General features: G+C 71.2%; 22 protein-coding genes. 16 read left to right on the top strand and 6 right to left on the bottom strand.

What is annotated here, in order from left to right:
* The first annotated feature begins 41 nt into the window (after positions 1 to 41).
* From P0592_RS16535 to P0592_RS16515, 5 genes are read left to right on the top strand one after another with little or no spacing between them, the layout of a single operon-like run.
* On the top strand, positions 42 to 1,001 hold the full coding sequence (locus P0592_RS16535; protein ID WP_276272013.1) for a 1,4-dihydroxy-2-naphthoate polyprenyltransferase: 960 nt from the start codon (positions 42 to 44) through the stop codon (positions 999 to 1,001).
* A complete protein-coding gene (locus tag P0592_RS16530) occupies positions 998 to 2,050 on the top strand; it encodes a mandelate racemase/muconate lactonizing enzyme family protein (RefSeq protein ID WP_419181107.1) in 1,053 nt (350 codons plus the stop codon). The genes P0592_RS16535 and P0592_RS16530 overlap by 4 nt, the downstream gene beginning before the upstream one ends.
* The gene (locus P0592_RS16525; RefSeq protein WP_276272012.1) at positions 2,043 to 3,524 is read left to right on the top strand and encodes a class I adenylate-forming enzyme family protein; all 1,482 of its coding nucleotides are present in this window, start codon (positions 2,043 to 2,045) and stop codon (positions 3,522 to 3,524) included. The genes P0592_RS16530 and P0592_RS16525 overlap by 8 nt, the downstream gene beginning before the upstream one ends.
* 60 nt (positions 3,525 to 3,584) lie before the next feature.
* A complete protein-coding gene (locus P0592_RS16520) occupies positions 3,585 to 4,322 on the top strand; it encodes an NRDE family protein (protein ID WP_276272011.1) in 738 nt (245 codons plus the stop codon).
* Between the two features lie 27 nt (positions 4,323 to 4,349).
* Positions 4,350 to 4,700 carry a helix-turn-helix transcriptional regulator gene (locus tag P0592_RS16515; protein WP_276272010.1) on the top strand — a complete coding sequence of 117 codons (351 nt, stop codon included), beginning with the start codon at positions 4,350 to 4,352 and terminating at the stop codon, positions 4,698 to 4,700.
* A gap of 167 nt (positions 4,701 to 4,867) precedes the next feature.
* Here P0592_RS16515 and P0592_RS16510 read toward each other — a convergent pair whose 3' ends face one another.
* The 4 genes from P0592_RS16510 to P0592_RS16495 form a co-directional block, all read right to left on the bottom strand.
* Positions 4,868 to 5,290 (bottom strand): hypothetical protein, encoded by a 423-nt coding sequence (locus tag P0592_RS16510; RefSeq protein WP_276272009.1) that lies wholly within the window; start codon positions 5,288 to 5,290, stop codon positions 4,868 to 4,870.
* Positions 5,291 to 5,330: 40 nt separating this feature from the next.
* Positions 5,331 to 5,660, bottom strand: a complete 330-nt coding sequence (locus P0592_RS16505) for a DUF8060 family membrane protein (protein WP_276272008.1) — start codon at positions 5,658 to 5,660, stop codon at positions 5,331 to 5,333.
* Positions 5,657 to 6,667 carry a DUF7490 domain-containing protein gene (locus P0592_RS16500; protein ID WP_276272007.1) on the bottom strand — a complete coding sequence of 337 codons (1,011 nt, stop codon included), beginning with the start codon at positions 6,665 to 6,667 and terminating at the stop codon, positions 5,657 to 5,659. The genes P0592_RS16505 and P0592_RS16500 overlap by 4 nt, the downstream gene beginning before the upstream one ends.
* 62 nt (positions 6,668 to 6,729) lie before the next feature.
* Positions 6,730 to 7,485 (bottom strand): DUF2797 domain-containing protein, encoded by a 756-nt coding sequence (locus P0592_RS16495; RefSeq protein WP_419181106.1) that lies wholly within the window; start codon positions 7,483 to 7,485, stop codon positions 6,730 to 6,732.
* A gap of 75 nt (positions 7,486 to 7,560) precedes the next feature.
* Between P0592_RS16495 and P0592_RS16490 the strand changes: the two genes are divergently transcribed.
* Complete coding sequence (locus tag P0592_RS16490; protein ID WP_276272005.1) at positions 7,561 to 8,016, top strand: YbhB/YbcL family Raf kinase inhibitor-like protein; 456 nt, start codon at positions 7,561 to 7,563, stop codon at positions 8,014 to 8,016.
* On the opposite strand, the gene P0592_RS16485 is transcribed toward P0592_RS16490, so the two are convergent.
* Positions 8,013 to 8,939, bottom strand: a complete 927-nt coding sequence (locus P0592_RS16485) for an NAD-dependent epimerase/dehydratase family protein (RefSeq protein ID WP_276272004.1) — start codon at positions 8,937 to 8,939, stop codon at positions 8,013 to 8,015. The two genes, P0592_RS16490 and P0592_RS16485, sit on opposite strands and share 4 nt — an antisense overlap.
* 86 nt (positions 8,940 to 9,025) lie before the next feature.
* Here P0592_RS16485 and P0592_RS16480 point away from each other — a divergent pair, with 86 nt between their 5' ends.
* From P0592_RS16480 to P0592_RS16435, 10 genes are all read left to right on the top strand, one after another.
* A complete protein-coding gene (locus tag P0592_RS16480) occupies positions 9,026 to 9,676 on the top strand; it encodes a DsbA family protein (protein ID WP_276272003.1) in 651 nt (216 codons plus the stop codon).
* A complete protein-coding gene (locus P0592_RS16475) occupies positions 9,673 to 10,227 on the top strand; it encodes a tRNA (cytidine(56)-2'-O)-methyltransferase (protein ID WP_276272002.1) in 555 nt (184 codons plus the stop codon). Before P0592_RS16480 ends, P0592_RS16475 begins: the two co-directional genes overlap by 4 nt.
* Positions 10,228 to 10,327: 100 nt before the next feature.
* Positions 10,328 to 10,858 carry a transcription factor E gene (tfe, locus tag P0592_RS16470; protein WP_276272001.1) on the top strand — a complete coding sequence of 177 codons (531 nt, stop codon included), beginning with the start codon at positions 10,328 to 10,330 and terminating at the stop codon, positions 10,856 to 10,858.
* Positions 10,858 to 11,529: a DUF2110 family protein gene (locus tag P0592_RS16465; protein WP_276272000.1), complete on the top strand. Its 672-nt coding sequence runs from the start codon at positions 10,858 to 10,860 to the stop codon at positions 11,527 to 11,529. The genes tfe and P0592_RS16465 overlap by 1 nt, the downstream gene beginning before the upstream one ends.
* 1 nt (position 11,530) lies before the next feature.
* Entirely contained in the window at positions 11,531 to 12,328 is a 798-nt protein-coding gene (locus P0592_RS16460) for a DUF5803 family protein (RefSeq protein ID WP_276271999.1), read from the top strand.
* A 64-nt stretch (positions 12,329 to 12,392) separates the two neighbouring features.
* Positions 12,393 to 13,088: a competence/damage-inducible protein A gene (locus P0592_RS16455; RefSeq protein ID WP_276271998.1), complete on the top strand. Its 696-nt coding sequence runs from the start codon at positions 12,393 to 12,395 to the stop codon at positions 13,086 to 13,088.
* A gap of 221 nt (positions 13,089 to 13,309) precedes the next feature.
* Positions 13,310 to 14,383, top strand: coding sequence for an ATP-NAD kinase family protein (locus tag P0592_RS16450; protein WP_276271997.1), 1,074 nt, complete (start codon positions 13,310 to 13,312; stop codon positions 14,381 to 14,383).
* A gap of 105 nt (positions 14,384 to 14,488) precedes the next feature.
* Complete coding sequence (locus P0592_RS16445) at positions 14,489 to 15,523, top strand: phosphate signaling complex PhoU family protein (RefSeq protein WP_276271996.1); 1,035 nt, start codon at positions 14,489 to 14,491, stop codon at positions 15,521 to 15,523.
* Positions 15,524 to 15,599: 76 nt separating this feature from the next.
* Positions 15,600 to 16,961, top strand: a complete 1,362-nt coding sequence (locus P0592_RS16440) for an NAD-dependent succinate-semialdehyde dehydrogenase (protein ID WP_276271995.1) — start codon at positions 15,600 to 15,602, stop codon at positions 16,959 to 16,961.
* Positions 16,962 to 18,542 carry an acetolactate synthase large subunit gene (locus P0592_RS16435; RefSeq protein WP_276271994.1) on the top strand — a complete coding sequence of 527 codons (1,581 nt, stop codon included), beginning with the start codon at positions 16,962 to 16,964 and terminating at the stop codon, positions 18,540 to 18,542.
* A gap of 9 nt (positions 18,543 to 18,551) precedes the next feature.
* Here the strand turns inward: P0592_RS16435 and P0592_RS16430 are convergent, their stop codons facing one another.
* Positions 18,552 to 19,784, bottom strand: a complete 1,233-nt coding sequence (locus tag P0592_RS16430) for an LEA/WHy family protein (protein ID WP_276271993.1) — start codon at positions 19,782 to 19,784, stop codon at positions 18,552 to 18,554.
* Between the last annotated feature and the right edge of the window lie 16 nt (positions 19,785 to 19,800).

Here is a 19,800-nt window from a genome sequence, read left to right as displayed (position 1 = left end):
AACCACAGTCGCTTTGGGCCTGCCACCCCGACACCGGAGTAATGAGTACGGCGACGGCGGACGTGTCGAAGCGGAAGGCCTGGGTGATGGCCGCCCGCCCGCAGACGTTGCCGGCCGGTGCCGCGCCGGTCGTCGTCGGGGCCGGCCTCGCCGTCCACGCGGACGTGTTCGCGCCGGTCACGGCGCTCGCGGCGCTCGTCGGCGCGCTCCTCATCCAGGTGGGGACCAACTTCGCGAACGACTACTACGACGCCGTCAAGGGCGCGGACACCGACGAGCGCGAGGGGTTCACCCGCGTCACGGCCGGCGGTCTCATCGAACCCGAGTCGGTCAAGCGGGCGATGATCGCCACGTACGGACTGGCCGTCGTCGTCGGGATCTACCTCGTCGCCGTCGGCGGGCTCCCCATCGTCGTGGTCGGCCTCTCGGGGATCGCCGCGGGCGTCCTCTACACCGGCGGCCCCTTCCCGTACGGCTACCGCGGGCTGGGTGACCTGTTCGTCTTCGTCTACTTCGGGCTCGTCGCCGTCACCGGGACCTACTACGTGCAGGCGGTGGCCAGCGACCCCGCCGTGGGGACGTTCCCGACGGCGCTACCGGCCGGCTCGCTCCCGCTCTCCGCCGTCGTCGCCAGCCTCCCCGCCGCCGGCCTGTCGACGGCGATCCTGGTCGTCAACAACATCCGCGACCGGGAGACGGACCGCGCCGCGGGCAAGAAGACGCTGGCGGTCTACCTGGGCTACCGCTGGAGCCGCGTCGAGTTCCTGGCGCTGACGGGGATGGCCTACGTCGTCCCCGTCGTCTTCGCGCTGGACCCGGCGTACGGACCCCCGGCGCTCGCGCCGCTGCTGACGCTGCCGCTGGCGGCGTCGGTGGCGCGGACGGTGCTGGAAAACACCGAGGGCGAGGCGCTGAACCCCGCGCTGGAGCGGGTCGGACAGACGCTGTTCGCCCACTCCGTCCTGTTCGCGATCGGCCTCGCGCTCCCGGGGCTGCTATGACGCTGCGGACCACGCCCTTCTCGCTGCCGCTTGCCACGCCGCTGTCGACGGCCGCCGGCACCATCGAAGCCCGCGAGGGGTTCGTCGTCCGCTACGACCACCGCGGCGAGGTCGGCGTCGGCGAGGCCACGCCACTCCCCGGCTGGACCGAGTCGCTTACCGACTGCGAGGCCGGACTGGCGGCCGCGGCGGCGGCCGACCCCGAGGGCGGCCACACCGCCGCGATGCTCGAACTCGACGCCGCGGCGGTGCCGGCCGCCCGGCACGGGTTCGCGACGGCGCTGCTGGACGCCGACGCCCGCGCCGACGGCGTCCCGCTGTACCGGTGGTTCGACGCCGACCGGACCTGCGAGTCGGTCCCGGTCAACGCCACGGTCGGCGACGCGCCCCCGGCGGAGACGGCCGACGCCGTCGCCGAGGCGGTCGGCGCGGGCTTCGACTGCTGCAAGCTGAAGGTCGGCGCGCGCTCGGTCGAGGCGGACCTCGACCGTCTCCGGGCCGTCAGAGAGCGGGTCGGCGACGACCTGACGCTGCGGGCCGACGCCAACGGCGCGTGGTCGCGCACCGACGCCGAGCGTGCACTCGACGGCCTGGCCGCCCTCGGCGTCGACTACGTCGAACAGCCGCTTCCGGCCGACGATGTCGCGGGTCACGCCGCGCTCCGGGGCGGTCCGGTCGGGATCGCGCTCGACGAGTCCCTCGCCGAGCGCCGCGTCGACGCGGTGCTCGCTGCCGACGCCGCGGACGTGCTGGTCCTCAAGCCGATGGTACTGGGCGGCCCCGGGAACGCCCACACGCTGGCGATCCGTGCCCGCGAGCGCGGCGTCGAACCGGTGGTGACGACGACGGTCGACGCCGTCGTCGCTCGGCTCGCCGCGCTCCACGTCGCGGCGGCGATCCCCGACGTGCGGGCCTGCGGGCTCGCGACCGGCGACCGCCTCGCCGGCGACCTCGCCGAGGACCCCGCGCCGGTCGCGGACGGGCGGATGTCGGTCCCGGAGACGCCCGGGCTCGGCGTCGACGCGGCGGAGGTGAGCCCGGATGCGTGAGCCGGTCGACTGGCCCACGCGGGACCTCGTCGCCCACCGGGCCGCGGCGACGCCCGAGCGGACGGCCGTGGAGTCGGCCGACGGCCAGCGTCGCTGGAGCTACCGCGACCTCGACGACAGGGTCGACGAGGCGGCCGCCCTGTTCGACGCGCACGCCCCGGCCGACGGCGGGACCGTCGCCGCGCTCGTCGACACCCGAATGGCGGTGGCGACGCTACTGTTCGGGGGGATGCGCCGTGGCGTGACGCTCGCGCCGCTGAACGTGGACCTCGGGGCAGACGCGATCGGTGCACAGCTCGACCGACTCGACCCCTCCCTCCTCGTCTGCGAGCGTGACACGGAGGGCCTCGCGACGACCGTCGCCGACTGTCCGGTGGTCTCCGTGGACGAGCCGACGGCCGAGGGCGTCGCCGCCGAGGCGGACGGCGAGCGGGTCGAGCCCGTCCCGTTGACCCGCGAGGACACCGCGCTCGTCCTGTTCACCTCCGGGACGACCGGCGACCCGAAGGGAGTCCGACTCACGGTGGGGAACCTCGTCGCCAGCGCGACGGCGTCGGCGTTCCGGCTGGGCGTCTCGCCGGGCGACCGCTGGCTGGCCTGCCTGCCGACCTACCACATGGGCGGGCTCGCGCCGTTCGTCAGGTGCGTGCTGTACGGCGCGACGGTGGTCGTCCAGCGCGAGTTCGAGCCGGAGCGGACCGCCGACGTGCTGAACGCCCGGGGGATCACCGGGGTCTCGCTCGTCCCGACGATGCTGTCGCGCCTGCTCGACGGCGGGTGGGAGCCCGGCGAGGACCTGCGGTTCGTCCTGCTCGGCGGTGGGCCCGCGACGGCCGACCTGCTGGAGCGGTGTCGCGAGCGTGACGTGCCGGTCTGTCCGACCTACGGGATGACCGAGACGGCCTCACAGATCGCGACGGCGCTGCCGGCGACGGCTCTCGACCACGAGGGGACCGTCGGACAGCCGCTGCTGTTCACCGAGGTCACGGTCACGGACGCCGCCGGGGACCCCGTCGGCCCGGGCGAGCAGGGCGACCTCGTCGTCGACGGGCCGACGGTGACGCCGGGCTACCTCGACGAGGCGGCGACGGACGAGGCGTTCGGCCCGCACGGCTTCCACACCGGCGACCTCGGCTACCGGGACGAGGACGGGCGGCTCTGGGTCGTCGGACGCGCGGACGACCGCGTCGTCACCGGGGGCGAGACGGTCAGAGCGGGCGACGTGGCCGCGACGCTTCGGGCCTGCGACGGCGTCGAGGACGCGGCCGTGGTCGGCCTCCCCGACGAGGAGTGGGGCGAGCGCGTCGCCGCACTGGTCGCCGGCGACGCGACCGACGAGGCCGTCCTCGCCCACGCACGCCGGGAGCTGGCCGCCTACGAGGTCCCGAAGACGCTCCGGGTGGTCGACGCGCTCCCCCGGACGCCGTCGGGGACCGTCGACCGCGAGGCGGTCCGCGAGCGACTGCGGGCGTGACCGCGCCGGCATCGTCGCCCCGCCGTAGCCGTTTTCTCCCCCTGTCGCGTACCGCGACCCGTGTGTACCATCGTCCTCGCGTGGCAGGTGTTCCCGGACGCGCCCGTCGCCTTCGCGGCCAACCGTGACGAACGAGTCGACCGCCCGTCCCAGCCCCCGGCCGTCCGCCACTGGGGGGCAGACGTCGTCGCCCCCTCCGACGAGGAGGCCCACGGGACCTGGGTCGGCTACAACGAACACGGCGTCCTCGCCGCCGTCACGAACCGCTGGGTCGACGCCGACCTCGCCGGCGAGCGCTCGCGGGGTCTGCTCGTCCGGGACTGCCTGGGCCACGAGTCCGCCGAGGACGCGGCCCGCGCCGTCGAGCAGGCCGTCCGCGAGGCCGAGTACGAGGGGTTCAACCTCCTGCTGGCCGACGCGGACGCCGCCGTCCTGCTGGAGTGGGACGGCCTGTTCGCGGCCCGGAACCTCGACCCCGGCGTCCACGTCGTGGTCAACGTCGGTGCCGACGGCGACTACCGGGTCCCGAGTCACCGACCCGACGTCGGGGAACAGCAGGCCCACAACGCCGACCGGCTGCGCGAGGCGATGCAGGTCGAGCCCGGGGAGTCGGCCGACGCGTGGCTGGACCGGGCGGCCGAGACCATCGCCGACCACGACTACGGCGTCTGCGTCCACGGCGACGGCTTCGGGACCCGCTCCTCGTCGGTGATCGCGCTCGGCGACGAGCGCCGCTACGAGTTCGCCGACGGCCCGCCCTGCGAGACGGCCTACCGACCGGTCGAAGGTCAGATTTAAGCGGCCGACCGTCCGTGTTGGTGATATATGAGTTCTGCAGCGTCGGAGGCCGACCTCACCGAGGACGAGCGTGCGGGGTTGGAGCTGATCCGAGAGTCCGGCGGCGTCCACCAGAGCGACTTCTGGAAGGAACTGGACGTCACCTCCCGGAAGGGGAGTCGCATCGTCGAGTCGCTGTTCGAGAAGGGACTCATCCAGCGCGAGGAGACCGTCTACGACGGTCACAACACCTACTACCTCACGCCCGCGCCGCGTGACCTGGACTTCTCGCTGCTGATGGCGGGCGACCAGCTCTCGCCGTTCATCGGCGACGAGGAGGTCGACCCCCACGACGACACCTTCTCGCAGTGGATCATGAACCTCGCGTACCAGGACTGACGCGCTCCCGTTCTCGCCCGGGTGACAGCACCCGCTGGCCCCGACTGGCACCGTCCCGACCCCGAGGCACTCGCGACGGTACGGACTGGGCGACCGCCGGCGGTACCGCACCCGCGGCTGTTCGAACTCGCGGTCGTCGACGAAGCGACGGAGAAGCAGCCGCCGGCTCAGTCCTCGAGCGCGTCGGCGATGCGGTCCAGCGACCGCCGCACGTCGTGGACCTCGTCGCGGAGCTTGCGGATCTCGCGGGTGAGCTCCTCGTTGTCGCTCCCGCTCTCGGCTTCTTCCTGGCCGCGGCCGGGCGGCCCGCCGCCCATCCCGCCGGGGCCGCCGGGACCGCCGCCGCCCATCATCCCGCCCATCATCTGCGCGAAGGGGTTGCCGCCGCCCATCCCGCCGGGGCCGCCACCGCCGCCCATCATCTCTTCCATCCGCTCCTCGCGGCTCATCTCGCCCTCTTCGCCCTCCTCGCGCTCCTCGGCGCGCTGCTGACGGATCTCCTCGACCCGCTCTCGGAAGGACTTCTCCTCGCCGTCGTCGCCGTTCGATTCGGCCGCCTCGTCGGCGTTCTCGGGTTCGTCGTCTGCCATACCCCGGGGTTCGACTGGCCCGGGGAAAAGGATTGTCGTGTCAGGTCAGCCGGCGCACGAGCGCCGAGACGCCGATCCCGCAGGCCAGCAGGACCGCGAGGTTGAACCCCGCCACGAACAGCGGCCGGTAGCGGCGCGTCACGAACGTCTCGATCGCTGCCGACGCCGCGAAGTAGAGCTGGAACGTCGCCACCACGGCGACGAGGACGAGGACGCCCAGCGCGACCCACTGGACGTACTCGGCGACAGAGCGGTCGTCGTCCGCCCCACCGGTCGCGTCGTCTTCGGCGGCCCCGTCGTCCGGGTCCGGCGGGTCGGGAGCCTGTTCGCCGTGCTGTTCCGTCGTGTCGGGGGACTGGTCGGTGCTCATAGGTCTCTCCGTGTGAGGGCCGCGACGGCGACGAGCACGGCGACGAGGGCCGCGAGGACGGTGAAGCCCGGGCCGCTGCCGCCGGCGGTCGTCGCCTCTGGCCGGTCGCGCTCGATCTCCGTCTCGCGCTCCGCGAAGTCGCCCGACTGGAATCCGACGTCGCGGCGGGTCTCGTTGGCCGTCAAAGTCTCGGTCGGGTCGAGGTTCGCCGGCGCGCTCTCCGTTCCGACGATGACGCCGTCGGACTGGAGGATGCCGTCGAGCCAGTAGTTGTAGCCGTCGGGCACCGTCAGCGTCGTCGAGACGGTCCGCGTCCGGCCCGGCCGGATCTGCCCGACGGACAGCGCCGCGCTGTCGGCGATCACGTTCGAGTCCGCCTGCCGGGCGCGCAGGCGGAGCGTCAGGCCGCCCTCGGGATCGTCGCCGGTGTTGGTCAGGTAGGCCGTCACGTTCAGCGTCGTCCGGTTGTTCGCCACCGTGTCGATGCGGTACGAGATCGCACGCAGGGGCGTCGCGGTGTTCTCGAACCGGTGGAAGGTGACGCTGGACCGGGCGTAGGCCGGCGTCAGCGCGCCGACGTTCCGGACGCTCCGCACGCGCTGCGTGACGCGCCGGCCGTCGGCGTAGACGACGGTCTCGATGTCGTAGTCGCCCTCCCGCTCGACGGTGACGTTGGTGGTGAACGGCACGTCGCGGGACCCCTCGACGGTCCCCAGCGACCGTGTCGCCGTCGTCTCGACGAGGCCCGACTGCGCGTCGATCGCGCGCGTGACGACCGTGACGTTCTCCGCGGGGCCGCCGCGGTGAGTCAGCCGCGACGACAGCGAGAGCGTCACCGTCTGTCCCGACACGTCGTGGGCGTCGAGGTACTGTTCGCCCACGTCGAGGTGGCTCGGGCGCACGTCCTCGGTGGGTTCCGAGAGGACGCCGGGGACCGCCGCCGCGGCGACGGCCATCGTCAGGGCGAGCAGGGCGATGCCGCCGGCGAGGAGGGCTTCGCGTCGCACGAGCGAACGCCCACGGGCCGGCAGTATATGTCTTGTGTGGGCCGGGCGGCGACGACGGGGGGTCAGCCGAACGCGCCGAGACTCGACTGGAGGTCGCGGTCGGTGTCGCCGTCGGTCAGTTCGTAGCCGACGAGGTCCCGGAGGTCGACGGCGTAGGTGCTGCCGTTGTTGTCGAGGACGGCGACCCGTCCCTTGGTCCCCCGGACCGTCCCGGTCGCCAGCGTCTCGGCTATCGGCCGCTCGGGGAGGGCGAGCCCGTAGTCGAACTCGCGGGTCGACAACGGATCGTACTCCGCACAGAGGTCCGACCAGAACGCGTCGTCGACCCGCTCGTCGAGGCCAGCGATCTTCGTCGGGACGCGCACCCGGTCGCCCAGTTCGGTCGCGATGTCGGCCTCGACCTGCCGGGCGATGCGGCCGTCGGCGACGGTCCGCAGGTGGGCGGCCCGGTCGGCTCCCTGCTCGCGCAGCCGCGTCTCCAGCCGCCAGGATCGGGTGACGCCGACCTTCACCGTGTCGGGGGCGAAGGCGGCGAGGTAGACGGCGTGTTCCTCGTCGCAGGCGTCGATCGGTTTGTCGCAGTCGCCGGTACACCTGGCACAGGGCCACCGGGAGGTGTGTTCCGGACAGTACGGCGCGTCGGGGTCGTCACAGCCGTAGTGGCGGTCGCCGTCGACGGCCCCGGCGCAGCGCCGGTCGCCCAGTCCGTACGAGAGGGCGGTCCCCGGGGTCAGTCGCTCGACCGTGACCGCGCCGTCGCTGGCCAGCAGGAGCGCGGCGTGGTCCTCGACGCGTGGGCGGTACCCGACGACCTGCACGCGACGCGGTTGGCGGCGGACGACCAAATGGATGCCGGGACGACGTTTTTGTCCGTGGGGCGTGAACCGTTGGCTATGGGCGGACTCGAACTCACAAGTCCGGCGTTCGAAGCGGGCGGCCGGATCCCCGAGGAACACGGCTACGCCGACGCCAACGTCAGCCCGCCGCTGACCGTCGAGAACGTCCCCGACGGGACGGCGTCTCTCCTCCTCATCGTCGACGACCCCGACGCGAGGGAGCCGGCCGGGAAGGTCTGGGACCACTGGCTGCTCTGGAACATCCCGCCGGACGTGGGGGAGCTCTCCGCGGGGACGACCCCCGAGGGCGCTGTCGAGGGGCAGAACGACTTCGGCGAGACGGGGTGGGGCGGCCCGAACCCACCGGACAGCGAACACACCTACCGGTTCCTGCTGTACGCGCTGGACACGACGCTCGGTCTGGACCCGAGCGCGACCAAGGACGACCTCTACGACGCCGCGGAGGGCCACCTCCTCGGCAAGGCGAAACTGACCGGGACGTTCGCGCCCTAGAGTTCGGCGATCAGTTCCCGGGCGGACTGTCGGACCGCGTCGTCGCTGGACTGTTCGGGCTCCCAGCCCAGCGCCGCCAGCTTGTCGATCGAGAGCCGCATCCGGGGGACGTCGCCGGTCCAGCCGCGGTCCCCGCCCGTGTACTCGTACTCGGGGTCGACGCCGAGCTCGTCGGCGACGATGTCGGCGATGCGGTCGACCGAGGTGGTCGTCCGCGTCCCGAGGTTGAAGACGTTGTGTGCACCGTCGGCGTGTTCCACGGCGTACTGCATCGCCGCGACGCACTCGGAGACGTGCATGTACGACTTCTGCTGGCGGCCGTCGCCGAGGATGGTCAGCGACGTCGGATCGTCCCGGAGCTTCTCGACGAAGTCCGGGATCACGGCCCCGCGGAGGCGCGGCCCGACGATGTTGGCGAACCGGAACACCCACGACTGGACGTCGTGGCTGTGGGCGTACGTCGAGAGCAGCGACTCCTCGGCCAGTTTCGTGGCCCCGTACACGCTGATGGGTTCCAGCGGCGCGTAGTCCTCGGGGGTCGGCCGGGGGGCCTCGCCGTATACGGTCGATGACGACGTAAACACGACGTTGTCGACCCCGACCGCGTCCATCCGTTCGAGGAGGTTGTAGGTGATGTCGCTGTTGGCCTCGAACTGCCGGCGCGGCGTGTCGGTGTCGACGAGCTTCGAGGCCGCGAGGTGGACCACGAGGTCGACCGACTCCGTGACCGCGTCCGCGACGACGGCCTCGTCGGTCAGGTCGCCGTCGCGGAGCTCGGCGTCGTCGTGGACCCACTCCGCGCGGCCGTTCGAGAAGTCGTCGACGACCACGACGTCGTTGTCGGCGACCAGTTCCTCGACGAGGTGCGAGCCGATGAACCCCGCGCCACCGGCGACGACGATCCGTTTCCCTTCGAGGTGCATATCCGGACTGTCGGACGCGGCGGCAATATGGTTCCGGTCCCGGGATGCCAACGGGGTTTTATAGCTCCCGTGGCCACGGTACGGCTATGAGCAGTCACAGCCGTCGTGCGTTTCTGACGAGCGGACTGGCCGCCGTCGCGGCCACCGCCGGCTGTCTCGGCGGGCCGTCCTCCGACGCCGGCGGGAGCGCGGTGCCGACGGCGGAGGGACAACCCCTCCCCGCGCCCGTCGCCGGCGACCCCGACGCCGACGTGACCGTCGCCGTCTTCGAGGACTACGCCTGTCCCCACTGTGCAACGTACTCGCTGCAGGTCTACCCGGAGGTGGCGGCGGACTTCCTCGCGGACGGACTCGTCCGCTACGAGTTCCACGACCTCCCGATCCCCGTCGACGCCACCGCCTCCTGGCAGGCCGCCAACGCCGCCCGGTCGGTCCAGGCCCAGGCCGGCGACGAGGCCTACTTCACCTACTCCAAGCGGCTGTTCGAGAACCAGGACGGCCTCGGGCCGGACGCCTACGCCGACCTGACCGACGGTCTGGACGCCGAGGGCGACGAGGTCCGGCGGGCCGCGACGGGTCGCATCTACGACCCGACCATCGAGGCGGATCGACAGGCAGCGATGGACCGCGGTATCCAGGCGACTCCGACGGTGCTCGTCGACGGCGAGAGCGTCGAGTGGAGCGAGGTCGCGTACCCACCGGTCCGGGACGCTATCGAAGCCGCGAGGGACGGATGAGAGACGGCGAGGCGGTCGTGGTGTTGCGCCTCGGGCACCGGCCCGGCCGCGACGAGCGGATGACCACTCACGTCGGGCTGACGGCGCGTGCACTGGGTGCCGACCGCGTCGTGATGGCCGGGTCGGCACGGGACCGGACCGACACCATCGTCGACATCACCGAGCGGTTCGGCGGCCCCTTCGCCGTCGAGACCACCGACGAACCGAAGGGGTTCATCCGGAACTTCGAGGGCACCGTCGCCCACCTGACGATGTACGGCGAGCCGATCCAGGACGTGGAGGACGACCTGCGAGCGGCCCACGAGGCGGGGCCGCTCCTGCTCGTCGTCGGCGCGGAGAAGGTGCCCTTCGAGGTGTACGAGCGGGCCGACTACAACGTCGGCGTCACGAACCAGCCCCACTCCGAGGTGGCCTCGCTGGCGGTCACGCTGGACCGCCTGTTCGAGGGCCGAGAGCTCGACCGGGAGTGGGAGGACCCCGACCGCGTCGTGGTCCCGATGGAGACCGGCAAGCGCGTCGTCGATCCGGACGACGAGGACGTCGGCGAGTGAGCCGGGGGTGAGCGAACGCCCCGCGTCTGCGATCCACGGGTCGTGAGCGTCAGCGAACGACCCGATGGTTTTAACCGCGTCACCCCCCGAGTGCCCGCTAATGGCTTTCGAGGAACTCCTGGAGGACCCCGTGATACAGAAGTACCTCCACGAGCTGGTCGGACCGAAGGGGATGCCGGTCGCCGCCGCGCCGCCGGACGGCGAAGTGACCGACGAGGAACTCGCCGAGGAGTTGGGCCTGGAACTCAACGACGTCCGCCGTGCGCTCTTTATCCTCTACGAGAACGACCTGGCCTCCTACCGCCGGTTGCGGGACGAGGACTCGGGCTGGCTCACCTACCTCTGGACCTTCGAGTACGACGAGATCCCCGAGCAGCTCGAAGGCGAGATGCAGCGCCTGCTCGACGGCCTCGAAGAGCGCCGCGAGTACGAGCGCAACCACGAGTTCTACCTCTGTGAGCACTGTGGCATCCGCTTCGAGTTCGGCGAGGCGATGGAGTACGGTTTCGAGTGCCCCGAGTGTGGCAACCAGGTCGAAGCGATGGAGAACACCCGCCTCGTCACCGCGATGGAGGACCGCATCGAGGCGCTGCGCGACGAACTGAACGTCGACGTGGACGCCGAGGCCTGATGGTCGTCCTCGCATCCAAAGTGTACGTCTCGGGCGACGCCCGGGAGCGAACACTCGACGGCCTCCGCGGCCTGGTCACCGACCGACTCGGCGACCTCGACGTCACCTTCGACGTCGGCGTCCGCGACGACGAGTTCCCCAGCGTGACCGTCGACGGCCCCGACGCGACGGTGGCTCGGAACCTCCTCCGGGAGGAGTTCGGCGAGATCACGCCCCACCGCGAAGACGGCGAGGTGTACGTCGGCACGCTCGAACACTGGGACGACGACGGGTTCGAGCTCGACGTCGGCCACGGCGAGACGGTCCGCGTCCCCGCCGAGAACCTGGACCTCGGGCAGGGGACGCCCGCGCAGATCCGGACCCGGTTCGGCCTGGTCCAGCACCTCCCGCTGCGGTTCGTCGCCGGCGACGACCCGCGCCTGGCCGACGAGGAGGTCGACCGCCTCTACGACTGGTCGCGCGGCAACGGCCGCGTGAACGCCAACAGCGTCACCCGCTCGGAGGCCCGCGCGACGGTCAACCGCGCCGGCCACGCCCAGGACATCGTCACCGTCGAGCGGCTGGGGCTCCTCGAACAGAGCATCGTCTGCAACCCCGACACCGACGCGCCGGGCCTGCTGTCCGACATCGGTCAGTACATGCCCGCGGAACTGCTCGCCGTCGTTCCCTAGTATGCACCGCCGCCACCTCGCTCTCGTCGCCGTCCTCGCTCTCGTCGCGCTCGGGGGCTGCAGCGCCATCACCGGCCCCGATCCCGTCGACCAGGAGCAGCTCAATCAGTCGGCCACGTACGACTGGGACACCGACGCGGACGTGACCGTCCTCGTCAACCGCTCGTCGTACCAGGCGATCTACGCAGTCGACAGCAACGCGACACTCGAGGTGTACGACCGTGACGGCCTCGGCCGGGAGCGGTCCGTCCCGATCAGCGCGCTCCGGTTCCGCTTCGAGAACGGCACCGTCGTCGGCCCGAGCAACTCCTCGCTGGGTGCCAACCGGACGCGCCAGCGGACGACGATCCGGCTCCCCGGCGACGGCAACGTCTCCGGGCAGATCGCCTACAGCGCGCCGCGCAACGGCAAGACGTTCGCGACGCCGACCCACCTCGACGGCGCGACCTACGCCGTGACGCTGCCGCCCGGGGCCCGGGTCGGCATCCCGCTGCTCTCGCAGGTCAGTCCCGGCGGGTACGAGACCGACGTCGACGAGGCGACCGACCGGATGACCGTCCGCTGGCCGGAGGGGATCGACAGCCGCGGCCTCCAGGTCCGGTACTACCTCGAACGGGACCTGCTCATCTTCGGCGGGCTGGCCGCCGTCGCCGTCGTCGTCGGCACCGTCGGGACGCTGTACTACTACCGACAGCTCCAGGCGGTCAAACGGCGTCGGAAGGAGGCCGGCGTCGACCTGGAGGAGGAGGACTATGACGACGACTTCGGCGACGACGGCCCGCCGCCGGGGATGCGGTAGCGGGGGCGCGCTCGAACCCACTCCGGACCGACAGTATTTCAGTTCCGCCCCCGTAGCCCGCGCTATGCGTGTCGCGGTGGTCACGGTCGGGGACGAACTGCTCGCCGGCGAGACGGTCAACACCAACGCCGCCTGGCTGGGCGACCAGTTGGCCGAGCGCGGCGTCACCGTCGAGCGGGTCACCGTCGTCCCCGACCGGATCGCCGACATCGCTCGGGTCGTCAACGAGTACCACGCCGACTACGACGCCGTGATCGTCACCGGCGGCCTCGGTCCGACTCACGACGACGTGACCGTCGACGGCGTGGCCGCGGCGTTCGGGCGCGAGGTCGTCGAGAGCGAGGAGGCGCTGGCGTGGCTCGAAGAGGAGGGCGGCTACGCCCGCGAGGACCTGACCGACGGCACCGGCGACGTGCCCGAGGGGAGCCGCGTCCTGCCGAACCACGAGGGGGTCGCCCCCGGCTGTGTCGTCGAGAACTGCTACGTCCTACCGGGCGTCCCCGCGGAGATGAAGCGGATGTTCGCGGCGGTGGCCGAGGAGTTCAGCGGCGAACAGACCCACGTCGTCACCGTCGACGCCGACGAACCGGAGAGCGCACTGCTGGACCGGCTCGCGGACGTCCAGGAGCGGTTCCCGGTGAAGGTGGGGAGCTACCCCGGCGACCACGTCACCGTCCGGTTCGAGAGCCCCGACGAGACGGTGGCCGAGGACGCGGCCGCGTGGCTCCGCGAGCGGGTCGAACAGCCGGACGAGGAGTGAGCGGAGGCGCGGGCCGCCGTCGGGCGCTCAGCGGTAGAGGTAGAGCAGCCACGCCGCGGTCAGCGCGAGTCCTCCGACGGTCAGGACCGCGCCGGCGAGGTTGATGATCCCGGTCTGGACGCCGGCCTGGAGTAGTTGGTACATACCCCGGGCTTCTGTGGCCGGTGGCTTGAAAGGCACGTTCCCGGGTGGCTTTTGCCGCCGGCCGTCCAACGGCGGCTATGCGCCGGATCGGTGTCGTCGTCAACCCCATCGCCGGGATGGGGGGTCGCGTGGGGCTGAAGGGGACCGACGGGAAGGTCGCGGAGGCGCGCGAGCGGGGCGCGGAGCCGCGCGCACCGGACCGGGCCGGGGAGGCCCTCCGTGCCGTCGCCGACAGCGGAGAGGACGTGTCGATCGTCACCTACGGCGATCCGATGGGCGAGTCGGTCGCCCGGGACGCCGGCTTCGACCCCGAGGTGGTGGGAGCGCCGGGGGACCGCGACGCGACGACGAGCGCGGACACCCGCGAGGCCGTGCGCGCGTTCGTGGACCGGGGCGTCGACGTCGTGCTGTTCGTCGGCGGCGACGGCACCGCCGCGGACGTGGCCGAGACGCTGGACGACCTCGACGCGGAGACGCCGATGCTGGGCGTCCCCGCGGGCGTCAAGGTGTACTCCTCCGTGTTCGGCGTCTCGCCGCGGGCCGCCGGCCGCATCGTCGCGACGTTCTCCGAGACGGAGCCCGCGGAGGTCAACGACGTCGACGAGGACGCCTTCCGCGGCGGGGAGGTCGTCACCGAACTCCGGGCCGTCGCCACGGTCCCCGTCGCCGACCAGCGCCAGTCCGCGAAGCAGCTCGGCGGCGGCACCGTCGAGACGCTCGCCGAGGGGGTCGCCGAGAGCGTCCGGGAGGGCGTCACCTACGTCCTCGGGCCGGGCAGCACCGTCGGAGCGGTGAAAGAACGACTGGGGTTCGACGGCACCGCGCTGGGCGTCGACGTGTGGCGCGACGGCGAGCCGTTGGTCCGGGACGCGGGCGAGTCCGAGATCCTCGACGCGCTGGGCGAGGAGAACGTCGTCGTCGTCTCGCCGATCGGCGGCCAGGGGTTCGTCTTCGGCCGCGGCAATCAGCAGATCTCGCCGGCGGTCATCCGCCGGTCGACGGTCGAGGTGGTCGCCTCCCGCTCGAAACTGGACGACGTCGGAACGCTGCGGGTCGACACCGGCGATCCCGACCTCGACGCCGAACTCGCGGGCTGGACGAAGGTCCGCGTGGGCCGCTACGAGCGCCGCCTGGTCGAGGTGGTCGCGTGACCGCCCGTCGAGGGACCGTCCGACCGATCGCGTGATTGTATTCGCGTTCGAGTAATAATTGGTGTATAGTCAAGATTAAGGTCGGTCCCGTCCGACAAAGGGTGTATGGAAACGCGGAAAGTCCAGCGACTGGGGCCGTCGACGCTGGCGATGACGCTGCCGGCGGAGTGGGCCAGCGAACACGACGTCGAGAAGGGCGACGAGGTGTCCCTGCGGATGGGGAGCAAGGGGACGCTGACGGTGATGCCCGAGTCCGTCCAGACCGAGGAGTCCGAGGCAATCATCCACGCCGAAGACCTCAGCGCCGACGCCGTCGAGCGGGCCATCGTCGCACAGTACGTCCTCGGCCGGCGGATCATCCACGTGGAAGCCCCGGAGGGCGGCACCCTCGAGTCCGACCACATCAACGCGGTCTACAACGCCGAGACCCAGCTGATGGGGCTGGGCGTCATCGAGGAGACGCCCGACACCATCACAATCCGGTGTTCCGTCGACCCGGAGGACTTCACGCTCGACAATCTCCTGGAACGGCTGGAGTCGACCGGGTCGACGATGCGAAACGAGGCCGTGAAGGCACTGGCCCACGGCAACCCCGACCTCGCACAGCGGGCGCTGAACCGTGAGCGCCAGGCCAACAAGATCTTCGTGCTCCTGCTTCGCCTCATCTTCACGGCCTACCAGAACCCCAACCTCGCACGCGCCGTCGGCCTCCAGGACGGGTTCCCGCTCATCGGCTACCGCTCCATCGCCAAGAACCTCGAACTCACCGCCGACAACGCCGAGGACATCGCGGAGATCGCGCTGGAGGCGACCGACCACTCGCTGGACGTCGACAGCTCGACGATGCGTCGCATCCGGGACTTCACCGACGAGGTCAACGAGATCACCGCGCTGGCGGTCCAGGCCGCCGTCGACCGGGACTACGACACCGCCATCACGGTCAAGGAGCGGTACGACGACATCGGCGACAAGGAACACGACATCCTCGACGACCTCCCGGAGATGGACAACCAGAGCCTGCTCGAAGTCCGCGAGGTGCTGGTCAGTCTCCAGCAGACCGCCGAGTACGCGGTGCGGAACGCCGAGATCGCGACCAACCTCGCCCTGGACGAGGAGTCCGAGCACACGACGATCCAGTAGTCTCGACGGGGCCCGTTCTCGACCCGCGGTGACTGCCAGGCCCGCGCTTATCCCGATCGCAGTCGAACCGGTCACTATGGACGCGACGAACCCGGCCACGGGCGAGCAGATCGAAAGCTACGAGGAGCACTCGGCGAGCGACGTCGACGACGCGCTCGACGGGGCCGCCGACGCCTTCGAGGACTGGCGGGACCGACCGCTCCGGGAGCGGACGGGGTTGCTCGCCGACGCCGCAGAGGTCCTCCGGGAGAACCGGGACGACTACGCGGAGACGATGACGAGGGAGATGGGCAAGCCCATCTCCCAGGCCCGCGACGAGGTCGAGAAGTGCGCGTGGGCGTGTGACCACTACGCCGAACACGCCAGCGAGTACCTCGCTCCGGAGGGCCACCCCAGTCCCCCCGAGGCCGAGGTCCGGACGGTCTACGAGCCGCTCGGCCCGGTACTGGCGGTGATGCCCTGGAACTTCCCGTTCTGGCAGGTGTTCCGCTTCGCCGCGCCCTACCTCACCGCCGGCAACGTCGGCCTGCTGAAACACGCCTCGAACGTCCCCGAGTGTGCGATAGCCATCGAGGAGGTGTTCGAGGAGGCGGGCTACCCGGACGACGTGTTCCAGTCGCTGCTCGTCGGTTCGGACCTCGTCGACGGGATTCTCGAGGACGACCGGGTGCGGGCGGCGACGCTGACCGGCAGCGGCCCGGCCGGCCGGTCGGTGGCCTCGACCGCCGGCGAGCAACTGAAGAAGACGGTGCTGGAACTCGGCGGCAGCGACCCGTTCGTGGTGCTCGACGACGCCGACGTCGCGGCCGCCGCGGAGACCGGTGCGTGGGCGCGCAACCTCAACAGCGGCCAGTCCTGTATCGCCGCCAAGCGGTTCGTCGTCCACACCGACGTCTACGACGAGTTCCTCGACCGGTTCGTCGAGGAGGTGGAGTCCCTGACCGTCGGCGACCCGATGGACGAGGACACCGACGTCGGCCCGCAGGCCCGCGAGGGACTGCTCGAGGACCTCCACGAGCAGGTCAGCGAGAGCGTCGACGCCGGTGCGGAGGTCCTGACCGGCGGCGAGCCGATGGACCGCGAGGGCGCGTTCTACCCGCCGACGGTACTGGTGGACGTGCCGGAAGGCTGTCCGGCCGACAGCGAGGAGGTGTTCGGCCCCGCCGCGGCCGTCTACGAGGTCGACGACGAGGCCGCCGCGATCGAGAAGGCCAACGACACGGAGTTCGGCCTCGGCGCGAGCGTCTGGACCGAGGACCGGGACCGCGGGGAGCGCGTGGCGAGACGGATCGACGCCGGCTGCACGTACGTCAATCAGCTCGTCAAGTCCGACCCGCGGGTCCCCTTCGGCGGCGTCAAGGACTCCGGCTACGGCCGCGAGCTGTCGGGGGCGGGCATCCGCGAGTTCGTCAACCGGAAGACGGTGTGGGTGGAGTAGATGCGGGCGTCGGACCTGCTGGTGGCCTGCCTCGAACGCGAGGGGGTCGACCACGTCTTCGGGCTCCCCGGCGAGGAGACGGAGGACGTCCTGTTCTCGATGCGGGACTCGGACGTGACGTTCGTCCCGGTCCGCCACGAACAGGGCGCGGCGTTCATGGCCGACGTCCACGGCCGCCTGACCGGCGACGCGGGGGTCTGTCTCTCGACGCTCGGCCCCGGCGCGACGAACCTCCTGACCGGCATCGCCGACGCCCACCTCGACAAGAGCCCGCTGGTCGCCATCACCGCCCAGGGCGGGCTCGAACGGCTCCACAAGGAGAGCCACCAGGCGATCGACGTCATCGGCCTCTTCGAGCCCATCACGAAGTGGAACACCCAGCTCAACGACCCGGACATCGTCCACGAGTCCGTCCGCAAGGCGTTCAAGCTGGCCGAACTCGAGAAGCCCGGCGCGACCCACCTCGAGCTCCCCGAGGACGTGGCCGCCGAGGAGACCGAGGTCGAACCGCTCCCGACCCGCGAGCGGGTCCGGGTGGGCGCGCCCGACGACGAGACCCTGGAGCGGGTGCAGTCCCTGCTGGCCGCCGCCGAGCGGCCGCTAGTCATCGCCGGCAACGGGGCCGTCCGGACCGACGCCGCCGAGCAACTCCGGGCGTTCGTCTCGGCGACGGACCTCCCGGTCGCCTCGACGTACATGGGCAAGGGCGCGGTCTCCGACGCCGACGAGCACTCCCTGATGACGCTGGACTCCGGGGCCCACGGCGAGGCCGCCGACGCCATCGACGAGGCCGACCTCGTGGTGACCGTCGGCTACGACATCGCCGAGCACGACCCCGCCGACTGGGGCCACGGCGACGCCGCCATCGTCCACGTCGACAGCCAGCCGGCGGAGGTCTACGAGGCGTACAACCCCGAGGTGGAGGTCGTCGCCGACATCGGGGAGACGCTGGCCGCGCTGACCGACTGGTACGAGGACACGCGCCCCTCGTTCGACACTGACTGGTACGCGGACCTCCGGGACCACATCGTCGCGGACGTGGACCGCGAACCGTCCGGCGAGGCCCCGTTCACGGTCCGCGACGTGGTGCCGGTGCTCCGGGAGCTGATGGCCCCCGCGGACGTCCTCGTCTCCGACGTGGGCAGCCACAAGATGGCCATCGCCCAGAACTTCCCGACCTACGAGCCCAACACCTGCATCGTCTCGAACGGGCTGGCGTCGATGGGCATCGCCGTTCCCGGCGGCCTGGCGGCGGACCTCGCCGTCGACGGCGAGGTCGTCGTGGCGACCGGCGACGGCGGGTTCCTGATGAACGCCGCGGAGATCGAGACCGCCACGCGGCTGGACTGTGCGTTCACGGTCGTCGTCTTCGTCGACGACGACTACGGGCTCATCTCCGAGAAACAGGAGTCCCACCGCGGCGAGTCGACCGGCACCGCGCTCACGAACCCGGACCTCGTGACCTTCGCCGAGAGCTTCGGGATCGAGGGGTACGAGCCGACGACCGCCGGCGAACTCCGGACGGCGCTCGACGACGCGATCGGAGGCGGGATGTCGCTGGTCGCGATCCGGGTCGAGTAGCGGAGCCGGTCAGACCGCCAGCGAGAGGATCCCGTCGTCGGTCTCGGTCGCCGTCGATCCGCCGTCGTCCGTCGGGGTCGCGGTCTCCGTGGCCGTCGCGGTCTCGGTGCTCGTCGCCGTGGCCGTCTCGGCCGACCCGTCGCCGTCGGTCGCCGTCCCGTCGTCGCCACCGAGGAGGCCACCGTCGTCGGTCTCGGTCGCCGTCTCCGTCTCCGTCGCTGTCGACTCGCTCCCGGACCCGTCCTCGGCGTCGTCCCCGCTCCCGGACCCGTCACTGCCGTTCGTCCCGGTCGGGTACTCGGCCTTGTTGCCGAAGATGTCCGTCTCGATGGTCTTCTGATAGTCGATGGCGTCGGAGTCGATCCGGAACGACTCGCCGCCGCCCTCCAGCACGAAGTAGAAGTCGATGTAGAGGTCGGTTACCTGATTGCGCTCCAGGTGGGTGACCCACCACTCGTCGAGGCGGTCGTTCCGGATGACGGTGTCGGCTTCGATGGTCTCGGTCTCGCCCGGTCCGATCGTGTACCCTTTCTCAGTCTCGCCGTCGCCGACGGTGACGTCGTTCATCGAGACCGTGTAGCCGATCTTCGAGACCGTGTAGGGGTAGGACTTGGGGTTGTACACCGTGAAGTCGAGGTCCATCGGCGTCTCGGACTCGGTGAGGTTCGCCCGGTCCCACGACCCGCTGGTCTCGTTGATGTACAGCACCGGGTCGGAGATCAGCGGCTGGTTCGCGTCGACCGGTCGCGTCTCCGAGGAGTTGAACTGACCGACGATGTCCGTCTCGATGGTCTCGTCCTGCGTCAGCGACACGGACCGGCCGCCGGCCAGCGACGAGGTCACTTGCGCGTCGATCAGGACCCGCGTCGTCTCGCCGTTCTCGATGTGGGTGTGCCACCACGCCGGGATCTGTTCGTTGCGCATCCGCGTCGAGAACGGGATGGTGGTGTTGCCCGTCGAGAGACTGAGTCCCTGCTTGTCGCCGCTGGCGATGGGGACGTCGTTCATCGACACCGTGTAGTTGACCGCCGTCCCGCCCAGCGAGACCCCGACGGGATTGGGGTTGTTGACCGTGAGGTTCGTGTGGACCGTCGTCGTCTCGTCGGAGACGCCGGCGAAGTGGTTCTGGACGCCTTCGACGCTCGGGACGCCGAGCACGCCGAGGGCGAACGCCCCGCCGGCGGCCAGCCCGAGGACCAGAACGACGACGCCGACGATCTTCAGCCGGCCGAGTCCTAGCATCGGTTGCCCGTTTCTC

The sequence above is a fragment of the Haloarcula litorea genome (assembly GCF_029338195.1).
In the GTDB taxonomy this organism is placed as follows: Archaea; Halobacteriota; Halobacteria; order Halobacteriales; family Haloarculaceae; genus Haloarcula; species Haloarcula litorea.
The sequence above is the reverse complement of the archived record's forward strand: the minus strand, read 5'-3'. Positions and strand labels throughout refer to the sequence as shown.

Bases quoted from the DNA above. Each gene is read 5' to 3' on its own strand.
- P0592_RS16490 (WP_276272005.1), top strand. From the start codon at position 7,561: ATGGGCGGACTCGAACTCACAAGTCCGGCGTTCGAAGCGGGCGGCCGG.
- tfe (WP_276272001.1), top strand. From the start codon at position 10,328: ATGGCTTTCGAGGAACTCCTGGAGGACCCCGTGATACAGAAGTACCTC.
- P0592_RS16525 (WP_276272012.1), top strand. From the start codon at position 2,043: ATGCGTGAGCCGGTCGACTGGCCCACGCGGGACCTCGTCGCCCACCGG.
- P0592_RS16460 (WP_276271999.1), top strand. From the start codon at position 11,531: ATGCACCGCCGCCACCTCGCTCTCGTCGCCGTCCTCGCTCTCGTCGCG.
- P0592_RS16505 (WP_276272008.1), bottom strand. From the start codon at position 5,660: ATGAGCACCGACCAGTCCCCCGACACGACGGAACAGCACGGCGAACAG.
- P0592_RS16535 (WP_276272013.1), top strand. From the start codon at position 42: ATGAGTACGGCGACGGCGGACGTGTCGAAGCGGAAGGCCTGGGTGATG.
- P0592_RS16455 (WP_276271998.1), top strand. From the start codon at position 12,393: ATGCGTGTCGCGGTGGTCACGGTCGGGGACGAACTGCTCGCCGGCGAG.
- P0592_RS16435 (WP_276271994.1), top strand. From the start codon at position 16,962: ATGCGGGCGTCGGACCTGCTGGTGGCCTGCCTCGAACGCGAGGGGGTC.
- P0592_RS16440 (WP_276271995.1), top strand. From the start codon at position 15,600: ATGGACGCGACGAACCCGGCCACGGGCGAGCAGATCGAAAGCTACGAG.
- P0592_RS16445 (WP_276271996.1), top strand. From the start codon at position 14,489: ATGGAAACGCGGAAAGTCCAGCGACTGGGGCCGTCGACGCTGGCGATG.
- P0592_RS16430 (WP_276271993.1), bottom strand. From the start codon at position 19,784: ATGCTAGGACTCGGCCGGCTGAAGATCGTCGGCGTCGTCGTTCTGGTC.
- P0592_RS16480 (WP_276272003.1), top strand. From the start codon at position 9,026: ATGAGCAGTCACAGCCGTCGTGCGTTTCTGACGAGCGGACTGGCCGCC.
- P0592_RS16465 (WP_276272000.1), top strand. From the start codon at position 10,858: ATGGTCGTCCTCGCATCCAAAGTGTACGTCTCGGGCGACGCCCGGGAG.
- P0592_RS16530 (WP_419181107.1), top strand. From the start codon at position 998: ATGACGCTGCGGACCACGCCCTTCTCGCTGCCGCTTGCCACGCCGCTG.
- P0592_RS16515 (WP_276272010.1), top strand. From the start codon at position 4,350: ATGAGTTCTGCAGCGTCGGAGGCCGACCTCACCGAGGACGAGCGTGCG.
- P0592_RS16450 (WP_276271997.1), top strand. From the start codon at position 13,310: ATGCGCCGGATCGGTGTCGTCGTCAACCCCATCGCCGGGATGGGGGGT.
- P0592_RS16485 (WP_276272004.1), bottom strand. From the start codon at position 8,939: ATGCACCTCGAAGGGAAACGGATCGTCGTCGCCGGTGGCGCGGGGTTC.
- P0592_RS16510 (WP_276272009.1), bottom strand. From the start codon at position 5,290: ATGGCAGACGACGAACCCGAGAACGCCGACGAGGCGGCCGAATCGAAC.
- P0592_RS16475 (WP_276272002.1), top strand. From the start codon at position 9,673: ATGAGAGACGGCGAGGCGGTCGTGGTGTTGCGCCTCGGGCACCGGCCC.